This is a genomic window from Mucilaginibacter gynuensis (assembly GCF_039541195.1).
Lineage (GTDB): Bacteria > Bacteroidota > Bacteroidia > Sphingobacteriales > Sphingobacteriaceae > Mucilaginibacter > Mucilaginibacter gynuensis.
Genome location: NZ_BAABFT010000001.1, coordinates 651,950 through 678,633 on the forward strand (window position 1 = coordinate 651,950; position 26,684 = coordinate 678,633).

Here is a 26,684-nt window from a genome sequence, read left to right on the forward strand (position 1 = left end):
TTTTAAATGCAATAAACATCCTCCCACTATATTTTATACATACGGCGTTTAAAATGTTCTAACCCTTTAATAGGTGCAATATATAATACCGAGGCTTCCCCTATCCGCCCGCATCTGAATTAAAGTTTTACCCTTCATTTTGGCAACACGCAACAAATTCGAAAGTATTTGCAACAAATTCGAAAGTTTCTTTTCCTCAATTGGCCTTTATTTGCTTGTTAGTTTTCAATTATTAATCATTAACATCAAACTTTACTTAACATGAAAAACAAGTATTTACTGTTATTATTAACTGCTGCAATGCTATTCACGGCATCGTGCGGCAAAGACGGCAGTGTAGGCCCCAAGGGTGATACCGGCGCGCAAGGCGAACAGGGAGATAAAGGCGATACAGGCGATAAGGGAGCTACAGGTGCTACAGGTGCTACCGGCGCAAAAGGTGCTACCGGTAACGCCAACGTTAGAGTTTACACAAAAGATATTAGTTCGTCAACCTGGCAAACAAATTCAACCGGAGGTGGCAAAGGGTATTTATCATTAAATATACCGGCCACTATACTTACCGAAGATATTATTAACAACTGGGTAAACCTGGTATATGTAAGTTCAAGCGATTTCGGTTATTCATGGGGAATCGTTCCTTATTACACCGAGCGCAACATCAGGGTAACGGCACAACTGGCTGTGGGTAGCATCACGTTAAAACGCGATCAGGATGGAATTGCTTACACGCAGTCGGGCTTTTCGGCCGTGAAAGTGGTATGTATCAAGCCTTCAACCACGGAGCAACTACAATTTAGCAACAAACAAGAGCTTATACAAGCGCTGAAACAAAAAGGCATTGATGCCGGCAATTTCAATTCGCTTAAACAAGGCCTGTCCTTAGCGGATTAATAGAGACACCTGCATGCATTTCTCGGTGTAAGGAATTATGCTTGGAAAAACCATCTATGAGGTTTCTAAAAAGCAGAAGCCGCTTCCCGGTAAACAGGAAGCGGCTTTTGCTTTATGATCTATTAATTGTATATAATACTATTTGTTCTTCGGTATCAAGAGTAATTGAAAACAGCCTATTTAATAAATTCATCCACAAAATGGTTCGGTCTATTACCCATCGTTTAACCCAGAAAAGGCAGTCTCATAAGGGGGCAGTCTCTTTTTATGGCTGAACTACACTTATTGTCTCTACTGAAATAGGTACCTCACCCCAAACTGCATGGCGTAGGTTGAATTGGTACTTACATCATTCCTGAAGGTTTTGTTAACCAGTTCGCTGCCGACAGTAGCCAGTTGAAATACCGGTTTTATGTTACCATTGGGCTGTACCTGCGGCAAATTAGCGGGGATAAGGATAGCGCCTGCATTTACCTGCTTTTTCAAGCCCCAATTGGCGTTTAGCAAATTACCGAAATTGAAAACGTCCCACGTAAGCTGTAAGGTATGCCGGGAGCTTTTATGGTAAAAGTAAAAATCATGCGTTAGGCGCAGGTCTACCTGGTTGCGCCATGGCAATACCGCACCATTGCGTTCGGCATAAGCACCTTTATGTTTGCGCAGATAATCATCTTGTGCTACATACTTGAAAAATGCATCACTTTGCTGCTGCGCCGTGTAAAGTACAGAACGTGTTTTACCCGATACAATGGGCACAAAGGTTATTTCAGAGGCATCTTTTGGAATGTATATCAATGATTTATTGGTACCATCGTGCGTAAAATCCTGCGCATAAGTGTATGAAAAGCGGCCATCGATAGCGCCCTGGTAAACCAACCCTATACCCAGCTTAAATTTTTTCAGGTAAGGTTTATTGTACATGAAAGAGGCCACTACCCGTTGCGGACTTACATAACCTGCATAACCCAATGCAAGCTGGTTAATACCATTTACCGAGGGAGTGGCATTCAGTGCCGACAGCGTTTGATCGCCATCGCCGTCATTATAATTTTTAGCCATACTGCGGATGTAGGCAGCAGAAACGGTTAAACCGGCAAACTTCTTTTCTAATTGCCCGGTGAGCGACCAGTAATACCCCTGCGATGAATTACTCACCAATACCGCGTTAAAAGGCGAGTTGCCTGCGGCATCGGGCATGTTTAAGCCATTGAGCGGATTAATAAACTTTTTACTGTTTGCTGCCGGATAGACCAGCCTTTTATCGGGATAACCTTCAATGTTAAGCCGTTGCGGATTGTTCAGGTTAACATCCTTAAATACAATGGCGTAGATATCCTTATTGTATAACGCGTCGATAGTGCCGGTAATGCCCGCAGGTAATTTCACATCGAGCGCGAGGCTTGTTTTCCAGGTTTGGGGCATCTTAAAATCGCGCGATAACACACTGGTTACCGATGGTATGGTGGCACCGGCGGCAGGCAGGTCTTTTGGCGCGTAAGCTTGCGGATCGGGATTAAACGAGCCGGGTGTATTGCCTTGCCCCTGCCATGTCTGCGTTACCTGGAAAACGCCCGAGTACCTCGCCTGGCTAATGATCCACACAAAAGGGATACGCCCCGTAAAAATCCCCGAGCCTCCCCTTAACCGCCAGCTATCGTTCAATTGCAGTCTGAACCCAACACGCGGCGAAAACAACACCGATGCCTTGGGTAATTGCGAAGTGTGCAAACGTTGGCCCCCGGCGAAAGTTAAATTCGCTATCGCCTGATTCTCTGCAAGCGGTTCGGGAAAGAAAGGAAGATCAAGCCTTAAACCGGCTGTAATATTGAGGTTTTTATTAACGATGATATTATCCTGCGCAAACAAGGCGAGGTTCATGTAATTGAAACTATATGATGGCTGCTGCTTACCGGGCACAATAGAATACGTCATGGCATAATCTACCGGCCTGGCACCGTTAACAAAATCATCCCACGACGCGAAGGTGTAATACCCCGTACCAAAAGGCATGTACGAGTTTTTGGTTCGGCTATAATCTGTTTGTAAACCAAACAACCAATTGTTTTTATAGTAGTTCCAGTTAAGATATGAGGTTAGCGAGGTTAAGTTAACATCGCGACTGTTGGCATAAGTAAAAGGCTCATACCCAAAAGAAGTATAAGGCGTGCCATCCTTCAAAATATCTACAAACGGAAAAATGGCGCTTTCTGATTCGCGTGGTTCGTATTGCCGCGTATAGGATGCCCTTACAGTAGCCGCCAGTGTCGATTTCAGCTTTACATTCCATTCTGCCGCCAGCGAATAAAAATTGGAGAGGGTACTGAAATTGGCATTGCTAAAAGTAAGCGCGTTCATATTACGCCTGCCCAATCCTGCCGGGTATGCTGTTAAAGGGCTGCGCGAGCCATTTACCAGTTCGGGACGGCTGCTGTTGAGTTGATTATAACGTATGCTGAAGGTATTATTTGGCGCGATATTCCAATCGAAACGAGCAAGCAGCCGCATGCTTCGGTTCTCAAAATTATAATCGTTGTAAGGACCTGCATCGTAATGATAGGTATTTTGCAGATAGTCGCGAATAGTGTTCAGATCCGTTTCTGATGGCCGTGCTATGTTGGAGTTGCTGCCATAAGGTACACCGGCACTTGCTGCCACCAATTGCTGCGGATCGTATACCTCCCGCTCAAATTCGGCGCTTATAAAATAAAACAGTTTGTTTTTCACCAACGGCCCGCCAAGCCTGAAACCAAACTGGTTATAGTTGATATCGCGCTTTTCAAACCTGTCGTTACCAGCTTTGTAACCGTAACTGTTTTGGTTACGAAAGAAAGTGTATACCGATGCTTCGGTACGGTTACTGCCCGACCTGGTGAGAATATTAATGGTGCTGCCGATAAATCCTGATTCCCAAATAGTATTATAGGGAGCTACGTTCACAGATAATTGGTCGATAGCATCAAGTGAAATGGGCTGCGCGCCATTGCCGGGCAGGTTTTCGCCTACACCAAAATTATTGTTAAACTCCGACCCATCAATGGTGATAAAATTTTGCCGGTAATTACCGCCTGCAACCGCCGGACCAAAAGCCTGCGGCATCAGCCTTACAAATTCGTTAATACTGCGTTTAATGGCAGGCAAGGTTGATAGCTCTGTTCGCCCGGCTTTAAATTCGGGGCCGGTTTGCCCGGTGCTCAACCTGCTATATTTACCCGGCGGCGCTTTTATCAATACTTCCGACAGGGTGTTTTTCGCACCGCCAAGCACAATACTCAAAGTTACAGGATCATCCAAATACAGGTACAGTTCCTTTTTTACATAAGGCGAATATCCTGTGCCGGTAATGGTAAGCTCGTAAGGGCCGCCCGGTTTTACATCGGGCAGGTAAAAGCGCCCGGTTTTATTGCTGGCACAACCATATTGCGTATTTCCCGGTTGATATATCAGCTTTATAGAGGCGCCTTCAACGGGTATTTTATTTTCGTCATAAATAATTCCGGCTATGCTGCTTTTGGTGGCCTGGGCAAATAAAAGGCCGGGCATTAAAAATACCAGGCACAATAGTAATAAGCGAGACTTGAACATGCTTAATTAAACATTAGCAACGGTGATCATTTTCCTACTATTTATTATCCGGTTGTAAAAGTGTTATCATATATCGTTTTTACTTTATACAAGTAAAACGGGCAGCCTGAAACTGCCCGTTCTGTTATTAATTGTTGTGCATTATTCTGCCGATTTCTTTTTATCTGCTGATAATATCCCGGGATAAAGTACACCATCCGGAGCGTTGAAAGTAATACCCAATAGCTTGGCTGCTACGGGTGCAATATCTTCCAAACCTATCAATGGTAATACCACGTTCTTTTTAACACCTGCCCCGGCTACAATAAAACCGGTTTGGATGTGCTGAAAATCAGGAAAGAAACCGTGGGTACCGCCTGATGCAGGTTTAATGGCATCGCCGGTTAAACTGCCGCTCATGGCAATCCCTTCTACCGGGGCTAATGCCAGGGCTACGTTAGGGTCGGTACCTATCCTATCCAGTTCGGCACGGTCAACCACGCGGAACAGTTTCTTTTGCGACTCAGGCAAAGCACTCAGTATCGCTTTAACCTGTGCCAGGGTTTTCTGATCCTTAGCATCTTTCAGCATTAAAAATGCCGCGGCGCCCGAGGTATGGAACTGTGCTTTCCAGGTTGCTTTATCAGCAGTTTTGCTGTACAAACCATTTTGAGCCAGCCATACGTTTGGTGCTATGGCAGTATGTATATTGGCAAAACCATGGTCGCCGGTTACTATTACGGCGGTACTGTCTTTAATACCGGCCTGCTCTAAGGCTTCCAGTATGTTGTTCACCGCGTGGTCTGCACCTGCTACAGCCTTGCGTACATGTTCGCCATCGCGGCCTTCGCCGTGTTCGGCATGGTCTACCGCGAAAATGTGGAAGGTTAACAAATTCGGTTTGTACTTTTTAATGATGTAGGCCACCATGCGGCTACCGTTCTCATCGGCCGACGAAAAATCGCTGCTCAGCTTTTCTTCATCCAGTTTACCGGTAGCGTTCAGCTCAATTTCTTCAAACAGGCCTTTTGGCGTAGCTGCAGCTCTTTGCGGCGAATAACGCTCCACATTTTTATCAAGCGACCAAAATTCAGGAATGTTATAATCAATTTTAGCCCCTACCGATACCGGCCAGTAAACCGACGCGGTTTTCAGGCCTGCCTTACCGGCAGCATCCCAAAGGGTTGGCACTTTGATAAGGCTGGTTTCCCAATACCAGCGCCCGGTTGCGCCATCGGGTTCAAACGGCGAATTGTAATAGATACCGTGTTTTAATGGCTTGGCACCGGTGATAATAGTAGTGTGCGACGGATAAGTTACACTCGGGAACACACCACGTACGCCATCGGCAGATACGCCTTCGGTAACCAGTTTATGCAAAGTTGGAGTAGCCCATTTATCCTCGCGGTAAAAATCGGGACGAAAACCATCTATACTGATGATAATTACATGCTTGGCTGCCTGGGCAAAAACCTGCGCCGATGCAGAGGCAAGCAAAATGGCAAAAAGGATCTTCTTCATAGTTATATATTAAAATGAGTAGCGTGCACCTAACTGAATTTGATATGGCGTACCACCTGCGGTAGTTACACCCACATTTTCGTTTACACGGTATGTATATTGTTTGGTAGCCTGGTTAAAGCCGGTTACGGTATACAGCGTTTGCTGGCCCAGGTTATAGTTCACGCCTTTTGTTTTATCAAGCAAGTTGGCAAAGTTGAATACATCTACCGTAAGGGTAAGCGCTTGCTTTTTGTATATCTTGAATATTTTAGCCAGCCTTAAATCGATAGTACCCGAGAATGGGTTGCTGCCGCCGTTACGGTTGGCTATTTTACCTATGCTGCTTTTAATGTAATCTTTAGCACGGTTATCAGGATTGCTCAATACTTTTTCCATTGAGGCTTTTACCGCTGCTGGTGTGTTAGGATCGTTAGGGTCAAACACAAAGGCGAGGTCATTATCAGTACTCGGGCCGCCCACGAAATCGCCGTTGATATCAGCATCAACAGTTAATGAATACCGTGTACCGCCTGTACCTGTGTAACGACCGCTTAATGAGAAGCCCTTCCAGGTTGGGGTTGAACCGTAAAGTACCAGTTTACTTCTGAACTGGTTATCAGAATAGTTGTATTCGCTCAGGTCACGCGGATCTGATTTTATAGGGCGGAAGGTTGACGTGTTTGCTACGTTACCATTGTAAGAGGTATTATCCTTGGTATTGTTCCAGGTGTAGCTGAACGACAGGAAACCATCTCTCCAATAACGTACTTCGCCATCAAATACAAAAGCTTGCTGGTTAAGTTTAGCACCGTTGGTTAACTCCAGAGTACGGCCAACCAATTGCGTTTTACGGCCTTTTACGTTATCAGTAACACCCGACGCGCTGATGCTTTCTGCCGGAACGAATACGCCCCTGTTGGCTTCGTTTGAAAGCGTGAAGTAAGGCTTATCAACGAGGTTACGGTCAAGGTATACATAGTTGTTGCTGGTATGGCTCACCAATATATTAACACCTAAACGCAGCCAGTCGCCAAATAAGTGATTATAGCTTAAGTTGGCTTTATAAATACTTGGTATTTGCAGGTTAGGATCGTTCAGGTTGATGGTAGATACCGTTGGCGCGCCTGCTATTAAGCCTGGTACGGTTGAAGGATCATTACGGTAAGCCGGGAAGTTAGGTACCGGTACCAGGTTAGTGCCTGATGACGGACGGGTAACATCAATTGAAGCTACTTTGGTACCGCTGTTTTGGATGTTGTTAACCTGCGCGTAGTTGATTGGGTTGGCCGAGAAGATACCACCGCCTAAACGAAGGATATCTTTCTTTTTACCATCAATATCCCATGATAATTGCACACGCGGTTGAAAGTTATTCCAGTCGGTAGGGTTATTATCGGTACGTAAACCCAAAGCTTTGTCAACCACCGGATTGTATTCGCCCGGGGTTAGGTAGCTGGTTAAATCCCAACGTAAACCAAAAGTAGCGCTCACGTTTTTAACCGGCTCAAACTGCACCTGGCCAAATGCCGACACGTTTAATACATACTGCTGTACCGATGGTATACCGTTAAGCGGCACCTCCCTTACAAAACGGGTTGGATTAAGGTTATCAAACTCGTTGATGTTGTTGAAAATGAAACGGCCATTCTGCTCGTTTGAGATGTAGGTATTGAGGTAAGTCAACGTATTATCGGTACCGAAGGTGAAGTTGTATTTACCTTTAGTAAGATAACTGGTATTCACCAATTGCAACTGGTTTTCCAAATCGCTTTCGGGTGTAAAACGCTGACCGCCCAATTGTACCGATGTGCTGCCCACCGTACCATTTGGCAGGGTTGAACGTACCGTAACGATAGCACGCGGAATGTTAGCCAATGGCAATTCGCTGTTTGGCAGATAATCGCGCTTAGCGGTTTGGAACTGTAATTTCAATTCGTTCAAAAAGTTAGGGCTAAACTGGGTACGTAATGAGGCCAGCGTAGTGTTCTCGTGCGATTTAAAATCACCATATACTTCAAACAGGTTGATGTTAGAGTTATCATCGGTGCTGTTAGGGTTAACCCAATCGCTATAGTTATTCCTGATGGTTAACCTGTTTTTGTCGTTAAGCTGCCAGTCGATACGGGCAAAGAAGGTATTAGCTACCGTATTTCTCGGGAACTCACCTACCTGCGGGTTATTGCTCAAACCATATTTTTCGCGGCCAATACGGATCACGCTATCCAGCATTCCTTTGCTGATCCGCAATGAAATGGCATCGGCATCCGAACGGATATCGGCAATATTGAACGGCGCGGCCTGGTTTTGACGATCAAAAGCGGTAAAAAAGAACACTTTATCTTTAACTATCGGACCACCTAAACTAAACCCATATTGGTTGGTAGTAAAGTTTTGTACACGTTTGTTGCCACGGGTATCATATTTACTGGCCAATTCATCCGAACGGTAATAATCAAATACAGCGCCGGTAAAGGTATTGGTACCCGATTTGGTTACCGCGCTTACTGTACCACCACCTGCACGGCCTTGCGATACATCGTAAATATTGGTTGACACCTCAAACTCCCTTATCGCCTCTAACGATAAAGAATAAGGACCGCTACCTACAGCGCCCGAGGTTAGGTTGCTGCGCGCGCTGGTACCATCAATAAGGTAATTAGTTGATGATGGCAACTGCCCGCTCACCGAACCACCGTTAGCCGTAGGCGCTAATGATAGTAAACTGGTAAAGTTTCTGTTTAGCGCCGGGATTTGCTGTATGGTACGGGCGTTGATAGAGGTACTGCCGCCCAGCCTATCGTTCCTGCTGGTGAGGTTGTTAGCCTTAACGGTTACCTCGCTTAAGTCGGTAGTGGAGTTCGACATGGTAAAATCAGCCACCAAACGATCACCCTGGTTAAGCGATATTTCGTTTTTGGTTTGCGATGTATAGCCAATGTATGATGCCTTTACCGAGTATTGCCTGCCCAGCGGTAACTGCCTGAATGTGAATTTGCCCTCTTTGTTAGTAATAGTAGTTGAACGGAAACCGTTTGATTCGTTTTGAATGGCGATGGTTACGCCGGGGATAGGTTCACCTTTACCATCTTTCACCTGGCCTGAGATAGAGGCATCGGTTGATTGGGCATAAAGGTTGCTGTTAGCTATCATTACGATGGCTATAAGTAAAATAGAAACTTTCTTTAAAAAGCTTCTTTCCATTAAATTTTTTAATAATTGAATAAAAAGGTGCATATTTATTTGCATTAATTAATTTTCGCGAGTTAGTTAATCCTGTCGGTGGCTGCTACAGCCCCTGACCTGTAAGCCGGGAGTGGTTCCAACACTTTCGGCTTTTTGCATTCTGTTAAGTACTTTATTTCATTAAGGGTTGCTTGCGGGGTTAATGGTAAGGTTGTTATTATCTAATTTATAGCTCATGCCGGTTTGCCTGGTTAACTGTTGCAGCACGCTGCCAATATTTTGGTGGGCAATGGTTAATGTATATCGTTTATGATCGAGCTCGGGGTGATCAATTTTCACCTTCAAATCGAAACTGCGGGCCAACTCTTCTCCTATTTCGGTAAGTGTCATATCATCCAAACCGATGGCGGTATTGGTTTTCCATAAGCTCATGCGTTCGGTATCGTTTTTAGCGAGGCGCAGTGTTCGCGTTTCCTGGTCGTAGTGCAACACCTGCCCTCTTATCAGGCCTTTGTTAAGCATTTGATAGTTACCTTGTACATCTGCCTTTTCCACGCTAACCTTGCCCGATGCCACAGCTATTTTATATTGCTTTTGCAAATCATAAGCCCTGATATTGAACGAGGTACCCAATACACAAGTACGGAAACTGCCCGATATTACATTGAACGGGCGCGATTCATCGTGCTTTACCTTAAAAAAAGCCTCGCCTTTATCAAGGTAAACGATTCTGTTTTTGCCTGCGTTAAATTGTTGGGCAAAGCGTAGCCGCGTAGCCGCGTTCAGCCAAATTTCGGTGCTGTCGGCAAGTGTTATCTTTTTGATCTGTCCGTTAGCGGTACTTACCACCTCATAACTTTGCGGATTCAACTGCGATGCAGGGCTCAAATAATTATATGCAATTACCGATAGCAATACCATTACGCCGATACCACACGCCGCCTTAAACCACACTGACGTTGGCCAGATACGTTTTACGGGTGTAGGATGCATCGCCTCGTGAATGCGACTGCTTAGTTCGGCATGAATACGTGCAGAAGCTTCCTCGTTGGCTAACGGCCCTTCAGATTGTCCATTCTCGTGTAGTTGAAACCATTCGTCAACAGTTTTTTTATCCTGCTCATCAATGGTTCCGTTGAGGTAACGGGCAAACAGTTCATTCAGCTCCTGGTAGTCTTTGCGTTTCATTTAGCTAATAGCGCCCGAAAAGCCAAAAAGTACTTTAAGAAATAGTTAAGTTTATATTAATCTTTAAGGATGGTTTTTGTCACTAAAACCGACAGGTACAGCAGCGAACCTTGCTCTACGGAATTGCGTAAACGGCGTAACGCTTCAGAAATATTATTTTTCACGGTTTGCTCTGATAAAGTAAGCTCGCGGGCTATGTCGCGGATAGACCTGTCCTGGTAGCGGCTTAGTTGAAAACACAGGCGCATATTGAAAGGCATTTTTTCAAGTTCGGTGTCAACCGCGTGCTGTACTTCTTTCATCAGCAGTTGATCATCGCTTTGGTTAACGCGTTGGAGGTTATTGAGCAGCGCATCTGTACCCTGTAACCTCACCTTCTCTTTACGAAAAGCCGACATTACATTGTTTTTGGCTACGGTATTTAAATAAGGCAGAAAGGATTCTTGCGCGTAAAGCGTTTCCCGGTTGTTCCATACGTGCATAAACACGTCTTGCAGAATATCTTTGGTACTGCTTCCGTCCTTAGTGAGGCGGTAAACAAAATTAAATAAGGTTTTCCAATGCCGGTTGAACAGTGTATGAAATGCCTGTTCATTGCCTGATGCTATTGCGTTTAACAATTCTTTGTCGGACCTGTTCATATCTACTTCTACCACGACAAATATAGTTGCGCGTTATTAAGATAGCGTTAAATTGACAGGACACACGTAAATAATTTACGTTCAAAAAAACAAACAATTGAATAATACTTACAACACAAATATCTTTTACTATCACCAAATTATACCTGCTTTGCCAGCATACTTTTTATACTGAAGGTATGAAAGTCTTTATCCGTACGTTTTTTATACACTACAAAAGCCGCTGTTGCCAATACACCGATAACACCTTCGGTACATACGGCGTTACGCGGGCCAACCTCGTTAGCTAACCAACCGGCCATCAAACTGCCAATAGGGATCATGCCCTGGTAAGCCATTACGTAATAGCTGATAGCCCTTGCCCGCATAGCAGGGATGGTGTGGGTTTGTATGTAAGTATTTATGGCCGATGTTTGAGCCATCATACCAATACCTGTAAATACCATAATTATCAAGGCAATGGGCAGCTTTACGGCATAGGCTATCAATAAAACACTTAGGCCTAAAACCAAACCGGCAACGGCTATAATATTAACGAGGTGCTTATTGTTCTTTAAATTGGCCAGGTAAACCGCGCTGATCACCGAACCCAAACCGGCGGCACTTTCAAACCAGCTGAAGGTTTTGGCATCGCCATTAAAAATATCCTTGGCGAATATGGGCATCAGGGTATTAAATGGTATTACAAATAAACTGGTTATGGTAAGCATAAAAATAAGGCTGCTCAAATCGCGGTCGCCCGAAACATATTTAAAGCCGTCCTGCAATTCGGCCCAGATACTTTTTTCTGACTTGATTGATACAGGAGTATTCAGCTTCATCATGAACAAACAGGTTAATACCGGTATGTAACTTAAAAAGTTCCCGAAAAAACAGGCGTCTTCACCAAAGATACCAAGTACGATACCAGCTATGGCCGGCCCCATAATACGGGCCAGGTTAGTCATGGTTGAGTTAAGCGCTATAGCGTTTGGCAAATCGGCTTTATCGTCAACCATATCTACCATTAACGATTGGCGGCAGGTAATATCAAACGCGTTGATGATACCCTGTATCAGGCTTAAACCTATAATGGCCGAAATGTTGTAGCACTTAAAGAGGATCATAAAAGCCAATGCACCGGCTTGCAGCATAGAAACAACCTGCGTAATTACCAGTATGCGGTAACGGTTATGCCTGTCAACAATACTACCGGCGTATGGGGCAAGTATTAGTGATGGTATTAAACTTACAAAGCTAACTATGCCGAGTAAAAGAGCGGAACCGGTTAACGTGTAAACCAACCAGCTCACTGCTGTTTTTTGCATCCAGGTGCCGATGAGGGAAATGGACTGACAGTAAAAAAACAGCTTGAAATTACGGTACTTTAAAGAGCGAAAAACATTCATTTATATACGTAAAACAAAAGCAAATTCAGGGGAGATCTTAATGCAAGACTATTGAATTGTTTTATGCTACAAATATCGGCAAAGGTAATATATTTGTGAAATAGATTGTTTTAATGATATTGATAGATAGAAACGATTAATTATGGAATTACGACAATTACAATACTTTGTTAAAGCTGCCGAAACTGAAAACTTTACAGAGGCAGCCGCGGCTGTATATATAACCCAAAGTACACTATCACAACAAATTAAACAGCTGGAAGAAGAACTGGGGATGCTTTTATTTGACCGGGTGGGCAAACATGTGCGTATTACTGAAGCCGGGAATACATTTTTGCCCCATGCCCGTAAAATATTGAACGAGGTACAGAAAGGTAAACAAGCCATCGCCGAACTGAATAACGTTACCGCCGGGGAATTAAATCTTGGGGTGTCTTATGCTTTCACATCGCTCCTACTACCTGTACTGGCGCCATTTTCTACTAAATATCCGGGTATCAGGATATTTATAACCTATGGTAATCCCGAAGAACTTGAAAAGAAACTGCGACTGGCAGAGTTGGATATGATATTGGCTTTTCACAATGAATCGAACGATGAAGACCTGGAAATGCAGCTACTGTTCAGCTCGCGTATTGTGATGGTGGTTGCAAAAACCAATCCGCTGGCAAAGCTCGAAAAAATAACTTTAAGTGAACTGGCTAAACAACAACTGATATTACCCGGTAAGGGCTTTAGCTCGCGGGAGTTTGTAAACAACTTATTTGCCGAAAAAAAGATAATACCCAATATTAAAATTGAGCTGAATGATGTGCATTCGCTGTTGTCATTAATACAAGATGGCCCCTGGGCTACCATCCTCAACGAAAAAGCCTTAATAGGCTGGGATAAAGTTGCAGCCGTGCCCATAGTTGCCAAGGGCCTTAAACGGCAATCGCACATTTTGTGGCAAAAAGGAGTTTACAGAAAGAAGGCCGCCGTTTTATTTATTGAAGAACTATTGGCAGTAATGAGTTCGAGCGGAACGACCTCCTGACGAAGAATGATCGTTTATATTTTAAATAAAGATTTAATGGTACTTTTTCTTTGCCGTGATATCGGGATTTTTTGACTGATATAGTTCATCACCAGATACCCCGAATCTTCATTAAGGATGCTGGCAACATGTGCCTTATTTACCAGGTGCGATTGATGACAGCGTATAAAACCATAAGGGCTTAGCAACTCATCGTATTCATACAAGGGTTTAGAGATAAGGTGCTCCGCTCCGTTGGTTAAATAAAATGTGGTGTAGTTATTTGACGATTCGCACCTTACAATGTCTTTTACCGGTACCAGGTAGGTTTCCTTTTGGGTAGGCAAGGCTATCTTTTGGCTTTCATCCGGTGATTTCCTATCCAATAAATTAAGCAGGTTATTTAACCTTGAATTTTGCTTTCTTGTATTCACAGATTGCTCTATCCTGTTTACGGTATTTTTAAGTTCGGTGATGTTGATGGGTTTCAGCAAATAATCAAGTGCCGAAAATTTAATGGCCATTATACCGTAAGTATCATACGCGGTAACAAAAACCACATCAAAATCAGTGTCGTTCAGCGATCGTAAAAGGTCAAAGCCATTTTTACCCGGCATCTCAATATCCAAGAACACAACATCAGGTTTTAGCTCAATGATATGCTCCCTCGCCTCGTCGGCACCGGTGGCTGTAGCAACCACATCTATCCCCTCACAGTGGCGCATTAGCAAAGCCCGTAAGTTACTGATATTGATGGGTTCATCGTCGACTATTATCGCCCTTATCATGTTATTATTATAACCAGTTATGAAATGTAACTATTGCTTCAGTGCCCAAAAGCTTATTAAACTCCAGCGTGATCGACTGATCTTTTTTGAGTTTATTGATCATCCGTATCCTTTCTGCTGTTAAAGAAAGGCCATACCCCGAACCGTTTCCTTCCACCCAGGTACCGTTATCTTTTACCGTAATTACAAAGGTATCCTTTTCATCTCCTTCCTTACATGTTATCATTAATTTTGCCTTATCGCCAAGCCCTTGTAAACCATGTTTAACTGCATTTTCTATCAACGGTTGTAAAAGCAGCGTAGGTATTTCTATGGCCGACAAATCAAGGCTTTCAGCTACCTCAATATTCCAGGAGAAATTGAAACGCAACGCTTCTAACCTGATATACATCCGCATCATTTCCAGTTCCTGATCGAGGCTGTTAAAAACATGCTGGCTTTTGGCTAATGTCTTTCTTAATAAAGAACTGAACTCCTCCAAGTATTGGTTTGCCTCCTCAATTCTATCTGTATTTATAAGCCCTTGTATAGAACTAAGCGCGTTGAATGTAAAATGAGGGTTTAACAGCGATTGCAACCTGATTGCCGACGCTTCCATTTTTTTCTGCTTCTTTTCAGACGACTTCAGCTTGTTTTTAAATAACAAAGCCATCAGAACAAAGCCCACAGTTACAAGTAGTACAACAAGCGCGATGTAAGTTTTAGGAGATTGATACCAGTAAGGCTTTACAAACAGGTACATTGATCTCACACTTTCATTTTGAGTTACGTAGTTAAACCTCAACTCGTAAACCGTGTTCGCTTTAAGGTTTAGCGAGCCAAAACCTGTTTCACTTGTTCCCCGTTGCCGCCGCCTGGTTTTTTCATCTATCAAAACATACTCTACCTCTAAGCCCTTAAAGGCTGCATTCTCAGCAAAGCCGATATCAAGCTTGCCCGGCATCATACTCAGTTTCTCGGGGCGACCCGTTGGGGGTAAAACATAAAATGGGGCATTACTCTTTTCCTTACGGTAAAACCTGATTCCAGGCATGAGTTTGGGTCTTTTGATGATATACCGGCTTACAAGGGTGTCGGTCTTAAGATCTATTACATCAATAAGTATCTTACTATTAACGGGTATAAAAAGCGGACGGTCATCTATTTGAAAAGCACTTGTGGTTTGCTGTGCCGAATTATTATTCTCATTGCTAATTTTCAAACCGGCGCGGTAATAAAGCATCTTAGAGGATACTTTGAAGGCATCCGTAATACTGATATGTACCCAGCCACCTGTTGTATACATCTGAACCAGTTTCCCCTTAACCTTTTTTATTACCTGATTTTTATCTGCAAATGCAGGCTCTATATTGAGGTACGACTGCTCCGGTATGCTGTATTGTTCACCATAAACACCCTGAAAACAAACAATAAGAAATAATAGAAGCGCACCATGCAGTTTATGTTTCATTCTTTTTTCCGGGAGATCTAAAACGCAATATAATGTTAAAATTCCACAGGCATTTTATTGCTTGCCAATTACAGAGGCTAAAATTAAATGAAGTATTAAACAAAAAACAGCCATACTGTGAGCGTGCCCAACAAGGATGTGAATTTGGTTAGTTTTTTATATCTTATTGACTGTGTTAAGCAAAATCCAAACCTGCCTTATCAACCAATAAAGTTTTTCTTTGAACTTGTCAGTTCTATCGGTTTAAGTCCGAAGTGCTTTTTGAGTGGGGGAACAATTAATTGACATGCAGATGTTGTTTTGTATATTCTTTTGTTTTTGACTGCGAAATTATTTTGGTGAGCAAAGTGATCTCATTTGCATCATACGGCCTGAAGTCGCCGTAATACAGGTCATGTTGCCAAACCTTTTGTTCCGGGTCGCCGGGGCGGTGGCCCCAGGGTAGGTCCGTTTGGGTTTTGCCGTTTACCAATCCCCATAGTGTGCAGCCAATTTTGTTATCATAAAACACATCCAGCACGTCGGGTATGGTCGATTTAAAAGGCCTGTTCATCCATTCAGTATTGATGAGCGGCCGGTTGTATTTCTTGTAGTGCTCAATCGTTCTCAATAAAATTTCGCGGTTGCCATATTCGTGGAAGGTGATCACATCTGAATGCTCAACAATAATATCATTCAATCTCGGGTTTTGATCAAAAGCCCCTATGGTTAATGGCTGCGACGGATTTATCTCGCGCCCCCATGCAATCACCTTTTTCAGCAGAGGCAAGGTAGTGCCGCCCAAGCCGCCATTGGTGGGTTCGTTATATATGTCCCACATCAGCACACGCTTATCATCTTTAAAACGGCTCATCACTGCCTTAACATATTTTTCAAGCTTAGGATAAGTGGTGGTATCAGTAACCATACTATGACCCGGACTCGGCGACCATGCCCAGGCATACCAGCCTTTTAATGGCTCGGGCTGTTTACCAACTTTGGGGTCGGGCGTAATACCAAACGAGCAATCATCAAACAAAGCAGGAATAAATTTTATATGCCGCTTTTCGCAAAGCTTCATAAAAACATCCAGCGTATTCAGGAAATATTGGGGATCATCTTCATAAACGGCATACTGCAATACCGCACGTAAAGTATTCATACCGCTTTTTTCGGCAAGCGCAAGTTCTTTATCAATAGCCACCGGGTCGAAGGTAGTTTTATCCCACATGGCCGTGTAATTAATGGCGTAGGCGGGTATATAGTTGAAGCCGCACAACCAGGGCTGTTTATTATACCAGTCCCAAATACGTTGTTCGCTCCATTTATTTGCAGTGCTTTGGCTATAGCAACACAGGGTACTTATCAGCAGCAATGCCGATAACGCTAATTTTCTTCTCGTCATATATATTATAATTGATTAGGTTTATAATACCGGTGGATTAAGATTTGAGGCCGCGAGGCTGCCTACCTCCAAACCGGCCAGCCAGCGGCGGCGGTCGTTCTCCTGGTGTTTATTTTGAGGTTCGGTTACGTGCGCACCATCCGCATAAAAAATAATGGTCATCACTTCACGTGTTATGTCCGAATTATTTCCCGGCGCGGTGTGCAGCGTCCAGCCGTAATGCCAGGTAGCGTCGCCTGCTTTCATGGTACTCGCGCGAGTTATGGGGTATCCTTTTTCGCGAATGTACTTTTGCAGAGAAGTTTCTGATTCGTCAGAGATAGGGATGTTCTCAGCAAAACCTCCCCTATGCGATCCGGATGCAAAGGTAAGCATGCCCATATCTTCGGTAATGTCAACAAGCGGCATCCACATGGTTACGGTATTGTAGGTATCCAAAGGCCAGTAATACTGATCTTGGTGCCAGGGTGTAAAACCGCCACCGGGCTCTTTAAACAATGCCTGATCGTGGTAAATACGCACATTATCAACTCCAAGCAGATCGGCAGCGATATGGCCAAAGCGTTTCGCCAGGGTAAACTCACGTACGGCTTCATCATTTTCCCATAAGTTCATAACCTGTAAAAATGCTTTGCCGTAAGTATCTCTTTCTTCGAGTTTGCGTTGTTCAGTATTATACTTGTAGGCAGCGTTCTTTATTACTTCGCGATAATGCTTTGCCTCAGCAGGTGAAAGCACACCTTCAATAAGTGTGTGCCCAAGTTCCCTGAAACTATTTGCCTTTTCGAGGCTAACAAGTAGTTTTTCGTTAAGAGGTGATGTATTTGATGCTATCATGCTAAATGATTATTCAGGTTTGTAACAGCATCAAAAAACGGGAATTAAAACTAATGGAGCTATGACTACATTAACTAAAAAATGGGGTATATTATCTCAAAAACGAAATACGGATCTTCTCAAGCATAAATAATCTTTAAAATAGCATTAAATTGTTAAAAGTTCTAAATAAACGCCGGTATAATCAATCGCCAGCTACTGCAACTCGTAGTAAGCTTTTATACAGTATGTACCATTAAATTTTAGCACTATTCAACTATAAGGTTCTTTTAAGCACATCTACAGCAAATTCAATATTATTTTCATCTATTGATGCAAAGCCGAATCGCAAGGCCTCATAACCTAAATTGTGTTTCTTTAAATAGGTGCTTCCTCCAAATTTGAGCCCTAAAGATGATGCTTTGTTAAGGATACCTGCTAATGAATGCTCTTGCTTAAACTTTAGCCAAAGGGCCATACCGCCCTGTGGCTTCACAAATTCAAGTAAATGCGGTAATTCATTACTTAACAAATTTGCAGTAAAGCCACAGCGATGATTGTATAGTTTGTTCGCCTTTTTTATAAACCTCGAAAACTCTCCGCTCTGCATTAATGATGCTATGGTACTCTCCATCAATACATCGCACCTTAAATCAATTAGCGATTTTAGTTTAAGGGCGCCATTTAAGAAATCGACACCCGAGATCATATAACCCAGCCTGAAATTGGCGCCAAGTACCTTGGTCAAAGAGCCAATGTAAATTACGTTTCCGTTGTGGTCGCCACTGGCAAGGGGCAGGTATGGGCTATGCTGATATTGAAAATCATAATCGTAATCATCCTCTATAACCGATAATTGATGATCTTTTATAAGGCGCAGCAATTTAACCCTGCGTACCGAGCTCATGGTAACCGTAGTTGGGTGATGGTGATGCGGGATAATGTATAGCAGTTTTATTGAATTATTGATGAGCGCGCTTTCAATAGCATCCACATCAGCCCCTTCACCATCAACCGGCACCTTTATTAATTGCGCCCCTAATTGTGTAAAGATCGCATCGGCCAAAAAGTAGTTGGGGCTGGTAACCAAAACCTTGTCGCCAGGTTTTATCAGTAACGATGCCGCCAGATAAATAGCCATTTGTGCGCCACGGGTAACTATCAGGTTTTCGGGCTCTATGTTTAGCCCACGGGTATCGTTCAGGAATGCTGCCAACTCATCTTTAAAAAATTTACTCCCGCCAATACTCCAGGTAGATGATGCTTTTTTTAGGGTGTGATGTGTAAGCAATTTTTTATACTCTTCTGCTATCCTTTCAACCGGAAATATATCAGTTTCCGGGAAACCATCATCAACAATAAGCTTATGCTTACCGGATAACACAGCCAACGTGCGCACCTGTGGTTCATTAAATAAAAACGGAGCTTCAGCGGTGTAGTTCGTTCTCGCCTGGCCGGCATAGCTACGGGGTTTTATAATGGGTAAAAGTGTGGATACCCTATATTCTTTTCTTTCATGGCTAACTATCCAGTCTTCGGCAATAAGAGCATTGTAGGCGGCCATTATTGTTTTACGGTGCAAACCAAGGTCTGCTGCCAGCACCCGGGTACTTGGCAGTTGCATACCGGGCATTAAAATCCCTTTTTGTATCAGCAGCACAAGCTGCGATGCAATTTGTTTGTATACAGCTTCGGCGCTGTTCTTATCAAATTTCAGTATACTTTTAAAGGGGAGCATAATTAACCAAAACTAAGTTTTTATCATGCAAACATCAAATTGTACTGGTCCCTCCCATTACCCGGAACTGGTACCCAAAGGCGTTACATGGCCTGTTTAAGTTTGTGCCATACAAAATATACTATCAGGCAGATATATTCCTTATATAAAGCACCTGCCTGTAGAACTAAACAACGTTAACACAATGAAAAATTTATTAGTTATTAATGCCAGCCCACGAGGAGAACGGTCAAACAGCCGTAACCTCACCGAATTGTTCGCTAAAAAATGGATAGAAAGCAACCCCGGATATAGCATCAGCCATCGGGAAGTTGGGCAGGAAAAGATTCCGCATGTATCAGAAACATGGATAGCCGCAGCATTTAAACCAGCTGATTTAAGAAGCGAAGAAGAAATAAACGCGCTAAAGATCAGCGACCAATTTATTGCCGAACTTAAAGCTGCCGATGTAATTGTGTTGGGCACACCGATGTACAATTGGTCGGTTCCGAGCGCGTTAAAAGCATACATTGACCAGATTATACGCGTAAATGAAACTATAAAAGTAACTGCCGATCCGCAGAACCCATATTTAGGCTTATTAAAAGATAAAACAGTATATATGCTTATAAGCAGGGGTAATTCCGGCTACGAAAAAGGTGAACAACTCGCGCATTTAAATTTTCAAAGCGATTATCTTAAAACCGTTTTTAATATAATGGGCATTTATGATATACATCAAGTAATATTAAACGGCGAAGCTTTTGGCGGCATATCATTTGAGCAATCAAAAAAAGATGTAGAGGCAAGCATAAACAGAATTACCGCAGTTCAAAATTAATAACAATAGGGTTCCCGCCCTATCATCATAAAAATACCACAAGCAAAGCAGCCATTTACCGGCTGCTTTGCTTGTTTAAAAAGGTTATTTAAACTTTCTTTTAAAAATAATTTGCGTAGCTGTTTGACTACACATATATTTGTAGTCAAATAGCTACATAATGAATTTACGACGAGATGTTTTCCAGGCTATAGCCGACCCAACCCGTAGGGCCATACTCTTATTAGTGGCATCCCAAACCATGACGGCAGGTGCCATTGCTGCCAATTTTGATACCGCCCGGCCAACCGTTTCTAAACATTTGCAAATACTTACCGAGTGCGAACTACTTGGTCAAACGCAAAACGGCCGCGAGGTTCACTACCATATTAACGCGAAAAAAATGAAAGAAGTAGCCGATTTTATTGAACCATTCCGCCAGATGTGGGATGACCGTTTTAATAAACTGGAAGCCATAATGAAAAACTATCAACCAAAAAAATAGACCAATATGGAACTGAAAACAAAGATTGATGCCATTGATGGCAAACATGACCTGCTTATTACCCGGGAGTTTGACCTGCCGGTAGACTTACTATTTAAAGCTTATGAAGAACCCGAAATTGTAGAGCAATGGATGGGTACCAAAGTGCTGAAACTCGAAAATAAAAAACACGGCAGTTATCGCTTTGAAACTACCGACCCAAAAGGTAACAAACACGGCTTTAACGGAACTATCCACGAGTTTATCCCCAACCAAAAGATCACGCGTACTTTTGAAATGGAAAACACGCCTTTTGAAGTTCAGCTGGAATTTCTGGAATTTGAACAGCTGACTAACGACACCAGCAAGCTCACCATGCATATAGTATACAGATCAGTAGCCCTGCGCGACCAAATGCTGCAACTGCCTTTCGCGCAGGGCATCAACATGGCGCACAATCGCTTACAAAATATCGTAGAAAACTTAAAATAACCTATCATGGCAAAGCGAAATAACATCATCTACTGGATAGCCACCGTATGGCTGTCGTTAGGCATGCTATCCACCGGGATAGTACAGCTCATTAAAATGGAGAAAGAGGTCGAAATGATGCGTCACCTGGGCTATCCCTCCTATTTTTTAACCATAATTGGTGTGTGGAAAATACTCGGGTTGATAGCTGTATTGGTGCCTAAATTCCCGTTACTTAAAGAGTGGACTTACGCGGGTTTCTTCTTTGCCATGTCGGGCGCGGTGTTTTCGCATTTGGCAAGCGGCGACAGCGCGAAAGAACTTTTCGGACCGGTATTGCTGCTAATCCTAACTTTAGTATCTTGGTATTTCAGACCGGCAAACAGACGTATCACTTCATCTAACCAATAAAAACATAAACGAACATGAAAAGCATTAACAAGGAATTATCGGCAGAACAACGCGACGAACTACTTGCTACCTTAAAAGCCCGCTTTGAGAAAAACATGAACCGCCATACAGGTATTGAGTGGGCTAATGTACAGGCAAAACTGGTAGCTACCCCGGAGAAACTATGGTCGTTAGATGAAATGGAGATCACCGGCGGTGAACCCGATGTGGTTGGTTATGATGAAAAAGCAAGTAAATATATCTTTTATGACTGTACGGCAGAAAGCCCTAAAGGTCGCAGAAGTATTTGTTACGACCATGAAGCATTGGAAGCCAGGAAAGAACACAAACCCGCCAACAGCGCAGTTGAAATGGCGCGCGACATGGGTGTTGAGCTTTTAACAGAAGAGCAATACCGCGAACTGCAAAAACTCGGTAAGTTCGACACAAAAACTTCCAGCTGGATAAAAACACCTGCCGATATCAGGAAGCTTGGCGGCGCTATTTTTGCCGATTTCAGGTACGGAACCATCTTCATATATCATAACGGTGCCGAATCTTATTACGCTGGCAGGGGTTTTCGTGGGGCATTAAGGGTATAGTTACGGAAGAGGCGTGCTATCGAAACATTGGAGCTTTCCCCTTGCGGTCGTATTCCATCTGTCGCGGCAAATGAATATATTTACCAATAACATTATCACTATGAGTAAATTACTGCCATTCATTCTTATTGTGTTTATTGCCGCCACAAGCTATGGGCAGGAACTTCCGGCCGACAGCGGTTCGTTTTTGCTGCATAAATTTGAACAGCATATTGGTAAAGAAACTTACCGGGTATACAACTATAAAGATTCGAAAAAGTACCTGGTAGATTTTAAGTTTACAGATCGCGGGCAGCCTGTGCCCCTGAAAGCCGAAATTAAGGTTAACCCGGTCGGCGACCCGCTGGAGCTCAATATCAAAGGCAGTACATCAAGATTTTCCGCCATTAATGATTCTATTAAAATTAAGGGCAATACAGCATTTTTAAGGATAGACGATTCCATCTATCAGCAAAAAATAACACCATTAACATTTCCTATTGCAGGTTACTCGCCCGCTACTTCACAACAGCTATTACTCCAATACTGGAACCGTCATAAACAGCCGTCAACCATAAAAACACTTCCATTTGGTGAGCTGCAAATTAAGAAGGACGGTACAGACAAGCTATTATTTAAAGGTAAACAACTCGTATTTGACCGGTACACCATAGGCGGACTGATATGGGGAAACGAACTACTTTGGACCGATCAGGCAGGCAGATTAATTTGTATCCTCACTATTGACGCGGAGGGTGATAAGACCGAAATGATGCGCGAAGAATTTGAGCCTTTGCTAAAAGAATTGATCAGCCGCGCCGCCGGATATGGAATGGCCGCTTTCGCCAAAGCCGCACCGGATACTGAAAACCCCACGCAAACCCTGGCTATTAAAGGCGGGCAATGGGTGGATGTTACAACCGGAAAAACTATTGCCAACGATGTAATACTGGTAAAGAACGGGACTATTGTAGCGATAGGTAAAAATGCAATTATTCCGAAAAATGCTAAGGTGATAAACGCTGCCGGAAAAACTATTGTACCCGGTTTGTGGGACATGCACGCCCATTTTGAGCAAACCGAATGGGGACCGGCCTATCTTGCCGCAGGGGTAACAACAGTACGCGATTGCGGTAACGAAATTGGTTTTATTGATGGTATCCAAAAATCAATTGATAGCGGTAAAGGCATAGGCCCCAAGATATTGATGGCAGGCATTATTGATGGTAAAGGGCCGATGGCTTTGGGTATTATTCAGGCCGATACTAAACAGGAAGCTATCAGCGCGGTGGATACTTACAAGGCCAAAGGCTTCGATCAGATCAAGATCTACAGTTCGGTTAAGCCCGAAATAGTAAAAGTTATATGTGATGAAGCCCACCGGTTGGGGCTTAAGGTAACAGGGCATATTCCGCGCGGCATGAACCTTAAGGCAGCAGCAGATTCGGGAATGGATATGGTTAATCACCTGCAATATGTAACGGCACTGATGAAAACCAATCCAGACCGTACCATCAACTTTAACGACAGCACTACCTTAAGCGCCATCAAGTTTATAAAAGACAAGCATATAGTTGTTGACCCTACGCTTGGGGTTTACACCTTATCGGCACGTAATTTAAAGGATGATGTAACCAAAATGGAACCCGCGTTTTACACCTTGCCGTTACCTTTGCAAACCCAATTTAAAACAACAGGTGTTGACGAGGCCACAGCCGCGAAATACAAGCCGGTATTAAAAAGCTATGCTGTACTGGTGAAAAAACTATACGACGAAGGCGTACCTATTGTGGCGGGCACTGATATGGGCTTCCCCGGTTTTAGTGTGATACACGAATTGGAGATCTACGTAGAAGGCGGTTTAACCACTGCCGAAGCCTTGAAAACTGCCACCATTATACCGGCACAAGTGATGAGTCTTGACAAGCAAACCGGCAGCATAGCCGTAGGAAAAAATGCCGATCTGGTTATAATTGATGGCGATCCTTTAACCAACATTAGCAACTTGCGTAATGTAAAAACGGTGATCAAGCACGGTAAAATTTATGATCCGGTAGTGTTGCATCAGATGGTAGGTTTCAGTAAATAATACGGCTATGATGTGTTGAGTTAATTATCACAAACAAATAAAATTAATGATGTATATGTTCAAAAAAACTAAGTTGTCATTAATACTCACATTTGCTTTGTTAATGATATTCTTTTGCATGGCGCTCACTAAACCGGCCGAGCTGCCTACAATTTTGCCCGCAGGCATATTTCCTAAAGTTTCCCGACCAGGTCAGGATCTTAAGATCACCTATAACTGGGATGCCGTACCAATGGACAAAAACTATAATGTTTGGGTGCATATTAAAGATGAATCGGGCGTTACCGTGTTTCAAAATGATCATGAGCCACCTTTTCCTACCGAAACTTCAACATGGTTGGGTAAGTTCAGTTATACGCAAACTGTTTATGTGCCCGATTCGCTGAAAAGGGGTACGTACCACATCGTAGCCGGCCTATATCATAAAACCGACAGGCACCTGCTTAATGCCGGGAAAGGCGTTAAGGCTGTACCGGGACTTGGGTATGAAATTGGCCAATTTTCCATTAACCCGAATGCACCGATACCTCCGTTGGCATCTGATAAAAAAGCCACTCTTGATCTTAAGGGTTACAAAATTTCTTTCAGGGATGAGTTTGACGGGCCGCTGGATGTTTCACCCTTGGGAGGAGGAACCAAATGGATTGCGCATACACCTTATGGTGGTGATTTTGGCGACGCGCAGTTTACAGATCCGCAGGATGGTTTTCCTTTTTCTACTACAAAGGGATTTTTATCTATTTCAGCAAAAAAAGATGGAGATAAATGGCGATCAGGACTTTTATCATCTTTGGATACAGCTAACAAAGGGTTTTCGCAACTGTATGGTTATTTTGAGATGAGGGCCAAACTACCTGCCGGACCGGGTACCTGGCCTGCCTTTTGGTTATTAAAATCGCCAAGAGTAAAAATGGGATTTGAAATTGATATTGTTGAACAATATGGTCGCTGGCCTGACATTTTACATACCGCCCTGCACTGGTGGTACCCCGACAGGAAACACAAAGGTGTGGGCGATAACTTTAGAGTAGAAAACATGTCGAAGCAGTTTCACACATACGGCTTTATGTGGACAAAGCAGGAAATGATCTGGTATTTTGATGGTAAAGAATTATGGCGCAAGCCAACACCGCCCGAAGCAAATGAGCCCATGTACATACTGATCGATCTCGCCCTCGGCTCGGGCTGGCCGATAGATCAAACGCCCAACCCATCAGTTATGATAGTTGATTATGTAAGGGTTTACAAAAAGCAGTAAAGTAATTATTTATTACCCTGTTACGACAACTTAAGATTTACAGGTCTGTATTTAGCATCAGCCTTGTACCTTTCATACACACTGTCATCAATGGTTTGATTGTACTTAGGATCTTTGAGGTTGATCTCTCGGTATTTTGAGCCGAACAGCCAGTATTTGAATCCATACGAATCTCTTATTTCGCCATTGTAGTTGGCCTCATTTGGTATGGTCAACGGATCATGAAAGCATAAGCCAATATTCTGCGCTTTGGTGGCCAGCCACGATAGCGGGATGTCGCTCAATCCACTATCGGCATAACCTCCTCCAATGTTGGAGTGTACACCTACAAACCAGCGTTGTTCCAGCTTTTGATCTTCGCGGGCTTCGCTGTTGTTTGATGATACGCTTTTTTCCCATAAGGTAGGTAAGAACAGCCTGCGGTGTTCGTCAATAGCCAGCGCGTGGTAAGCGTTTTTAACATAACTACTTAGCGTACAATCATGAAACTTATATTTCTCTTTGTTGTAAGTGGCTAATGATGATAGCGGGATTCCCAAACTGCCCACGGTATCCCACACGCCAATAAAAGTGATCGGCGTTACATCTTCAAAACAGAAATTAGCCCTCCATGCTGTCATCATATCCGATTCGGGACTGCTGTAGCTGTTCCTGTCGCGGTATAAATTGTAAGCCTTATCAACCATCTGGATGTTTTCGGGTTTCAGCAAACCGCAATTCCTGATAAATCCGCCTATGCTGCGGGCAGTGTAAGCGCCCCTGCTGAAACCGAAAAGATAGATCTCATCATCAAGGGCATAGTTGAGGCAAATAAAGGTGTACATATCCTTTATATTTTTATCAATGCCCGCCCCTTCCAATCCGCCGGTTATGCGGTCTAAAGCGCTGTAGCCGGTGCCTACGCCTTGGTCGTAAGCTTTCACCTGCTTTACATCGCTGCTTGTTTGCACATCTTTACCTATAGCGCAAATGTTATTATACATTTTCTCTACATTGGTTTTTACCTCTTTGCCCCTGTCAAGGGTACCCGGCTTGTTTCAGGTACCGTCGGAGCATGTAATAA

General features: G+C 43.4%; 20 protein-coding genes and 1 pseudogene. 9 read left to right on the forward strand and 12 right to left on the reverse strand.

Going from position 1 to position 26,684, the window contains the following annotated elements:
* Positions 1-261: 261 nt before the first annotated feature.
* Entirely contained in the window at positions 262-894 is a 633-nt protein-coding gene (locus ABD894_RS02700; protein WP_345209439.1) for a collagen-like protein, read from the forward strand.
* Positions 895-1,185: 291 nt separating this feature from the next.
* Here the strand turns inward: ABD894_RS02700 and ABD894_RS02705 are convergent, their stop codons facing one another.
* The 6 genes from ABD894_RS02705 to ABD894_RS02730 all read right to left on the reverse strand — a co-directional run bounded on the left by ABD894_RS02705 (position 1,186) and on the right by ABD894_RS02730 (position 12,358).
* A complete protein-coding gene (locus ABD894_RS02705) occupies positions 1,186-4,476 on the reverse strand; it encodes a TonB-dependent receptor (RefSeq protein WP_345209440.1) in 3,291 nt (1,096 codons plus the stop codon).
* A gap of 141 nt (positions 4,477-4,617) precedes the next feature.
* Complete coding sequence (locus ABD894_RS02710) at positions 4,618-5,976, reverse strand: alkaline phosphatase family protein (protein ID WP_345209441.1); 1,359 nt, start codon at positions 5,974-5,976, stop codon at positions 4,618-4,620.
* Between the two features lie 9 nt (positions 5,977-5,985).
* Positions 5,986-9,159: a TonB-dependent receptor gene (locus tag ABD894_RS02715; protein WP_345209442.1), complete on the reverse strand. Its 3,174-nt coding sequence runs from the start codon at positions 9,157-9,159 to the stop codon at positions 5,986-5,988.
* A gap of 162 nt (positions 9,160-9,321) precedes the next feature.
* Positions 9,322-10,329, reverse strand: coding sequence for a FecR family protein (locus ABD894_RS02720; RefSeq protein ID WP_345209443.1), 1,008 nt, complete (start codon positions 10,327-10,329; stop codon positions 9,322-9,324).
* Between the two features lie 56 nt (positions 10,330-10,385).
* Positions 10,386-10,985 carry an RNA polymerase sigma factor gene (locus ABD894_RS02725; protein ID WP_345209444.1) on the reverse strand — a complete coding sequence of 200 codons (600 nt, stop codon included), beginning with the start codon at positions 10,983-10,985 and terminating at the stop codon, positions 10,386-10,388.
* 125 nt (positions 10,986-11,110) lie between these two features.
* The gene (locus tag ABD894_RS02730) at positions 11,111-12,358 is read right to left on the reverse strand and encodes an MFS transporter (RefSeq protein WP_345209445.1); all 1,248 of its coding nucleotides are present in this window, start codon (positions 12,356-12,358) and stop codon (positions 11,111-11,113) included.
* 142 nt (positions 12,359-12,500) lie between these two features.
* Between ABD894_RS02730 and ABD894_RS02735 the strand changes: the two genes are divergently transcribed.
* Positions 12,501-13,394 (forward strand): LysR substrate-binding domain-containing protein, encoded by an 894-nt coding sequence (locus ABD894_RS02735; RefSeq protein WP_345209446.1) that lies wholly within the window; start codon positions 12,501-12,503, stop codon positions 13,392-13,394.
* A 14-nt stretch (positions 13,395-13,408) separates the two neighbouring features.
* Here the strand turns inward: ABD894_RS02735 and ABD894_RS02740 are convergent, their stop codons facing one another.
* The 5 genes from ABD894_RS02740 to ABD894_RS02760 all read right to left on the reverse strand — a co-directional run bounded on the left by ABD894_RS02740 (position 13,409) and on the right by ABD894_RS02760 (position 19,549).
* Positions 13,409-14,161, reverse strand: a complete 753-nt coding sequence (locus tag ABD894_RS02740; protein ID WP_345209447.1) for a LytR/AlgR family response regulator transcription factor — start codon at positions 14,159-14,161, stop codon at positions 13,409-13,411.
* Positions 14,162-14,168: 7 nt separating this feature from the next.
* Positions 14,169-15,611: a sensor histidine kinase gene (locus ABD894_RS02745; protein ID WP_345209448.1), complete on the reverse strand. Its 1,443-nt coding sequence runs from the start codon at positions 15,609-15,611 to the stop codon at positions 14,169-14,171.
* Between the two features lie 277 nt (positions 15,612-15,888).
* Complete coding sequence (locus tag ABD894_RS02750; RefSeq protein WP_345209449.1) at positions 15,889-16,995, reverse strand: cellulase family glycosylhydrolase; 1,107 nt, start codon at positions 16,993-16,995, stop codon at positions 15,889-15,891.
* Positions 16,996-17,016: 21 nt separating this feature from the next.
* On the reverse strand, positions 17,017-17,832 hold the full coding sequence (locus ABD894_RS02755) for a phytanoyl-CoA dioxygenase family protein (RefSeq protein WP_345209450.1): 816 nt from the start codon (positions 17,830-17,832) through the stop codon (positions 17,017-17,019).
* 256 nt (positions 17,833-18,088) lie between these two features.
* Positions 18,089-19,549 (reverse strand): aminotransferase-like domain-containing protein, encoded by a 1,461-nt coding sequence (locus ABD894_RS02760; RefSeq protein WP_345209451.1) that lies wholly within the window; start codon positions 19,547-19,549, stop codon positions 18,089-18,091.
* 184 nt (positions 19,550-19,733) lie between these two features.
* Here ABD894_RS02760 and ABD894_RS02765 point away from each other — a divergent pair, with 184 nt between their 5' ends.
* The 7 genes from ABD894_RS02765 to ABD894_RS02795 all read left to right on the forward strand — a co-directional run bounded on the left by ABD894_RS02765 (position 19,734) and on the right by ABD894_RS02795 (position 25,621).
* Positions 19,734-20,369: an FMN-dependent NADH-azoreductase gene (locus tag ABD894_RS02765; RefSeq protein ID WP_345209452.1), complete on the forward strand. Its 636-nt coding sequence runs from the start codon at positions 19,734-19,736 to the stop codon at positions 20,367-20,369.
* A 160-nt stretch (positions 20,370-20,529) separates the two neighbouring features.
* A complete protein-coding gene (locus ABD894_RS02770) occupies positions 20,530-20,853 on the forward strand; it encodes an ArsR/SmtB family transcription factor (RefSeq protein WP_345209453.1) in 324 nt (107 codons plus the stop codon).
* A 6-nt stretch (positions 20,854-20,859) separates the two neighbouring features.
* The gene (locus tag ABD894_RS02775; protein WP_345209454.1) at positions 20,860-21,324 is read left to right on the forward strand and encodes an SRPBCC domain-containing protein; all 465 of its coding nucleotides are present in this window, start codon (positions 20,860-20,862) and stop codon (positions 21,322-21,324) included.
* Between the two features lie 6 nt (positions 21,325-21,330).
* A complete protein-coding gene (locus ABD894_RS02780; protein ID WP_345209455.1) occupies positions 21,331-21,714 on the forward strand; it encodes a DoxX family protein in 384 nt (127 codons plus the stop codon).
* Between the two features lie 14 nt (positions 21,715-21,728).
* The gene (locus tag ABD894_RS02785; protein ID WP_345209456.1) at positions 21,729-22,295 is read left to right on the forward strand and encodes a DUF4256 domain-containing protein; all 567 of its coding nucleotides are present in this window, start codon (positions 21,729-21,731) and stop codon (positions 22,293-22,295) included.
* A gap of 100 nt (positions 22,296-22,395) precedes the next feature.
* Positions 22,396-24,363, forward strand: coding sequence for an amidohydrolase family protein (locus ABD894_RS02790; protein ID WP_345209457.1), 1,968 nt, complete (start codon positions 22,396-22,398; stop codon positions 24,361-24,363).
* A gap of 118 nt (positions 24,364-24,481) precedes the next feature.
* Positions 24,482-25,621, forward strand: coding sequence for a family 16 glycosylhydrolase (locus ABD894_RS02795; protein WP_345209458.1), 1,140 nt, complete (start codon positions 24,482-24,484; stop codon positions 25,619-25,621).
* A gap of 20 nt (positions 25,622-25,641) precedes the next feature.
* On the opposite strand, the pseudogene ABD894_RS02800 reads toward ABD894_RS02795, so the two are convergent.
* A pseudogene (locus tag ABD894_RS02800) lies at positions 25,642-26,619 on the reverse strand (DUF2235 domain-containing protein); the annotation flags it as partial.
* Positions 26,620-26,684 lie beyond the last annotated feature (65 nt).

Coding starts and splice junctions, on each gene's coding strand:
- ABD894_RS02765 (WP_345209452.1), top strand. CDS start 19,734: ATGAAAAATTTATTAGTTATTAATGCCAGCCCACGAGGAGAACGGTCA.
- ABD894_RS02730 (WP_345209445.1), bottom strand. CDS start 12,358: ATGAATGTTTTTCGCTCTTTAAAGTACCGTAATTTCAAGCTGTTTTTT.
- ABD894_RS02790 (WP_345209457.1), top strand. CDS start 22,396: ATGAGTAAATTACTGCCATTCATTCTTATTGTGTTTATTGCCGCCACA.
- ABD894_RS02705 (WP_345209440.1), bottom strand. CDS start 4,476: ATGTTCAAGTCTCGCTTATTACTATTGTGCCTGGTATTTTTAATGCCC.
- ABD894_RS02720 (WP_345209443.1), bottom strand. CDS start 10,329: ATGAAACGCAAAGACTACCAGGAGCTGAATGAACTGTTTGCCCGTTAC.
- ABD894_RS02760 (WP_345209451.1), bottom strand. CDS start 19,549: ATGCTCCCCTTTAAAAGTATACTGAAATTTGATAAGAACAGCGCCGAA.
- ABD894_RS02740 (WP_345209447.1), bottom strand. CDS start 14,161: ATGATAAGGGCGATAATAGTCGACGATGAACCCATCAATATCAGTAAC.
- ABD894_RS02770 (WP_345209453.1), top strand. CDS start 20,530: ATGAATTTACGACGAGATGTTTTCCAGGCTATAGCCGACCCAACCCGT.
- ABD894_RS02795 (WP_345209458.1), top strand. CDS start 24,482: ATGGCGCTCACTAAACCGGCCGAGCTGCCTACAATTTTGCCCGCAGGC.
- ABD894_RS02775 (WP_345209454.1), top strand. CDS start 20,860: ATGGAACTGAAAACAAAGATTGATGCCATTGATGGCAAACATGACCTG.
- ABD894_RS02735 (WP_345209446.1), top strand. CDS start 12,501: ATGGAATTACGACAATTACAATACTTTGTTAAAGCTGCCGAAACTGAA.
- ABD894_RS02745 (WP_345209448.1), bottom strand. CDS start 15,611: ATGAAACATAAACTGCATGGTGCGCTTCTATTATTTCTTATTGTTTGT.
- ABD894_RS02715 (WP_345209442.1), bottom strand. CDS start 9,159: ATGGAAAGAAGCTTTTTAAAGAAAGTTTCTATTTTACTTATAGCCATC.
- ABD894_RS02780 (WP_345209455.1), top strand. CDS start 21,331: ATGGCAAAGCGAAATAACATCATCTACTGGATAGCCACCGTATGGCTG.
- ABD894_RS02710 (WP_345209441.1), bottom strand. CDS start 5,976: ATGAAGAAGATCCTTTTTGCCATTTTGCTTGCCTCTGCATCGGCGCAG.
- ABD894_RS02750 (WP_345209449.1), bottom strand. CDS start 16,995: ATGACGAGAAGAAAATTAGCGTTATCGGCATTGCTGCTGATAAGTACC.
- ABD894_RS02755 (WP_345209450.1), bottom strand. CDS start 17,832: ATGATAGCATCAAATACATCACCTCTTAACGAAAAACTACTTGTTAGC.
- ABD894_RS02785 (WP_345209456.1), top strand. CDS start 21,729: ATGAAAAGCATTAACAAGGAATTATCGGCAGAACAACGCGACGAACTA.
- ABD894_RS02700 (WP_345209439.1), top strand. CDS start 262: ATGAAAAACAAGTATTTACTGTTATTATTAACTGCTGCAATGCTATTC.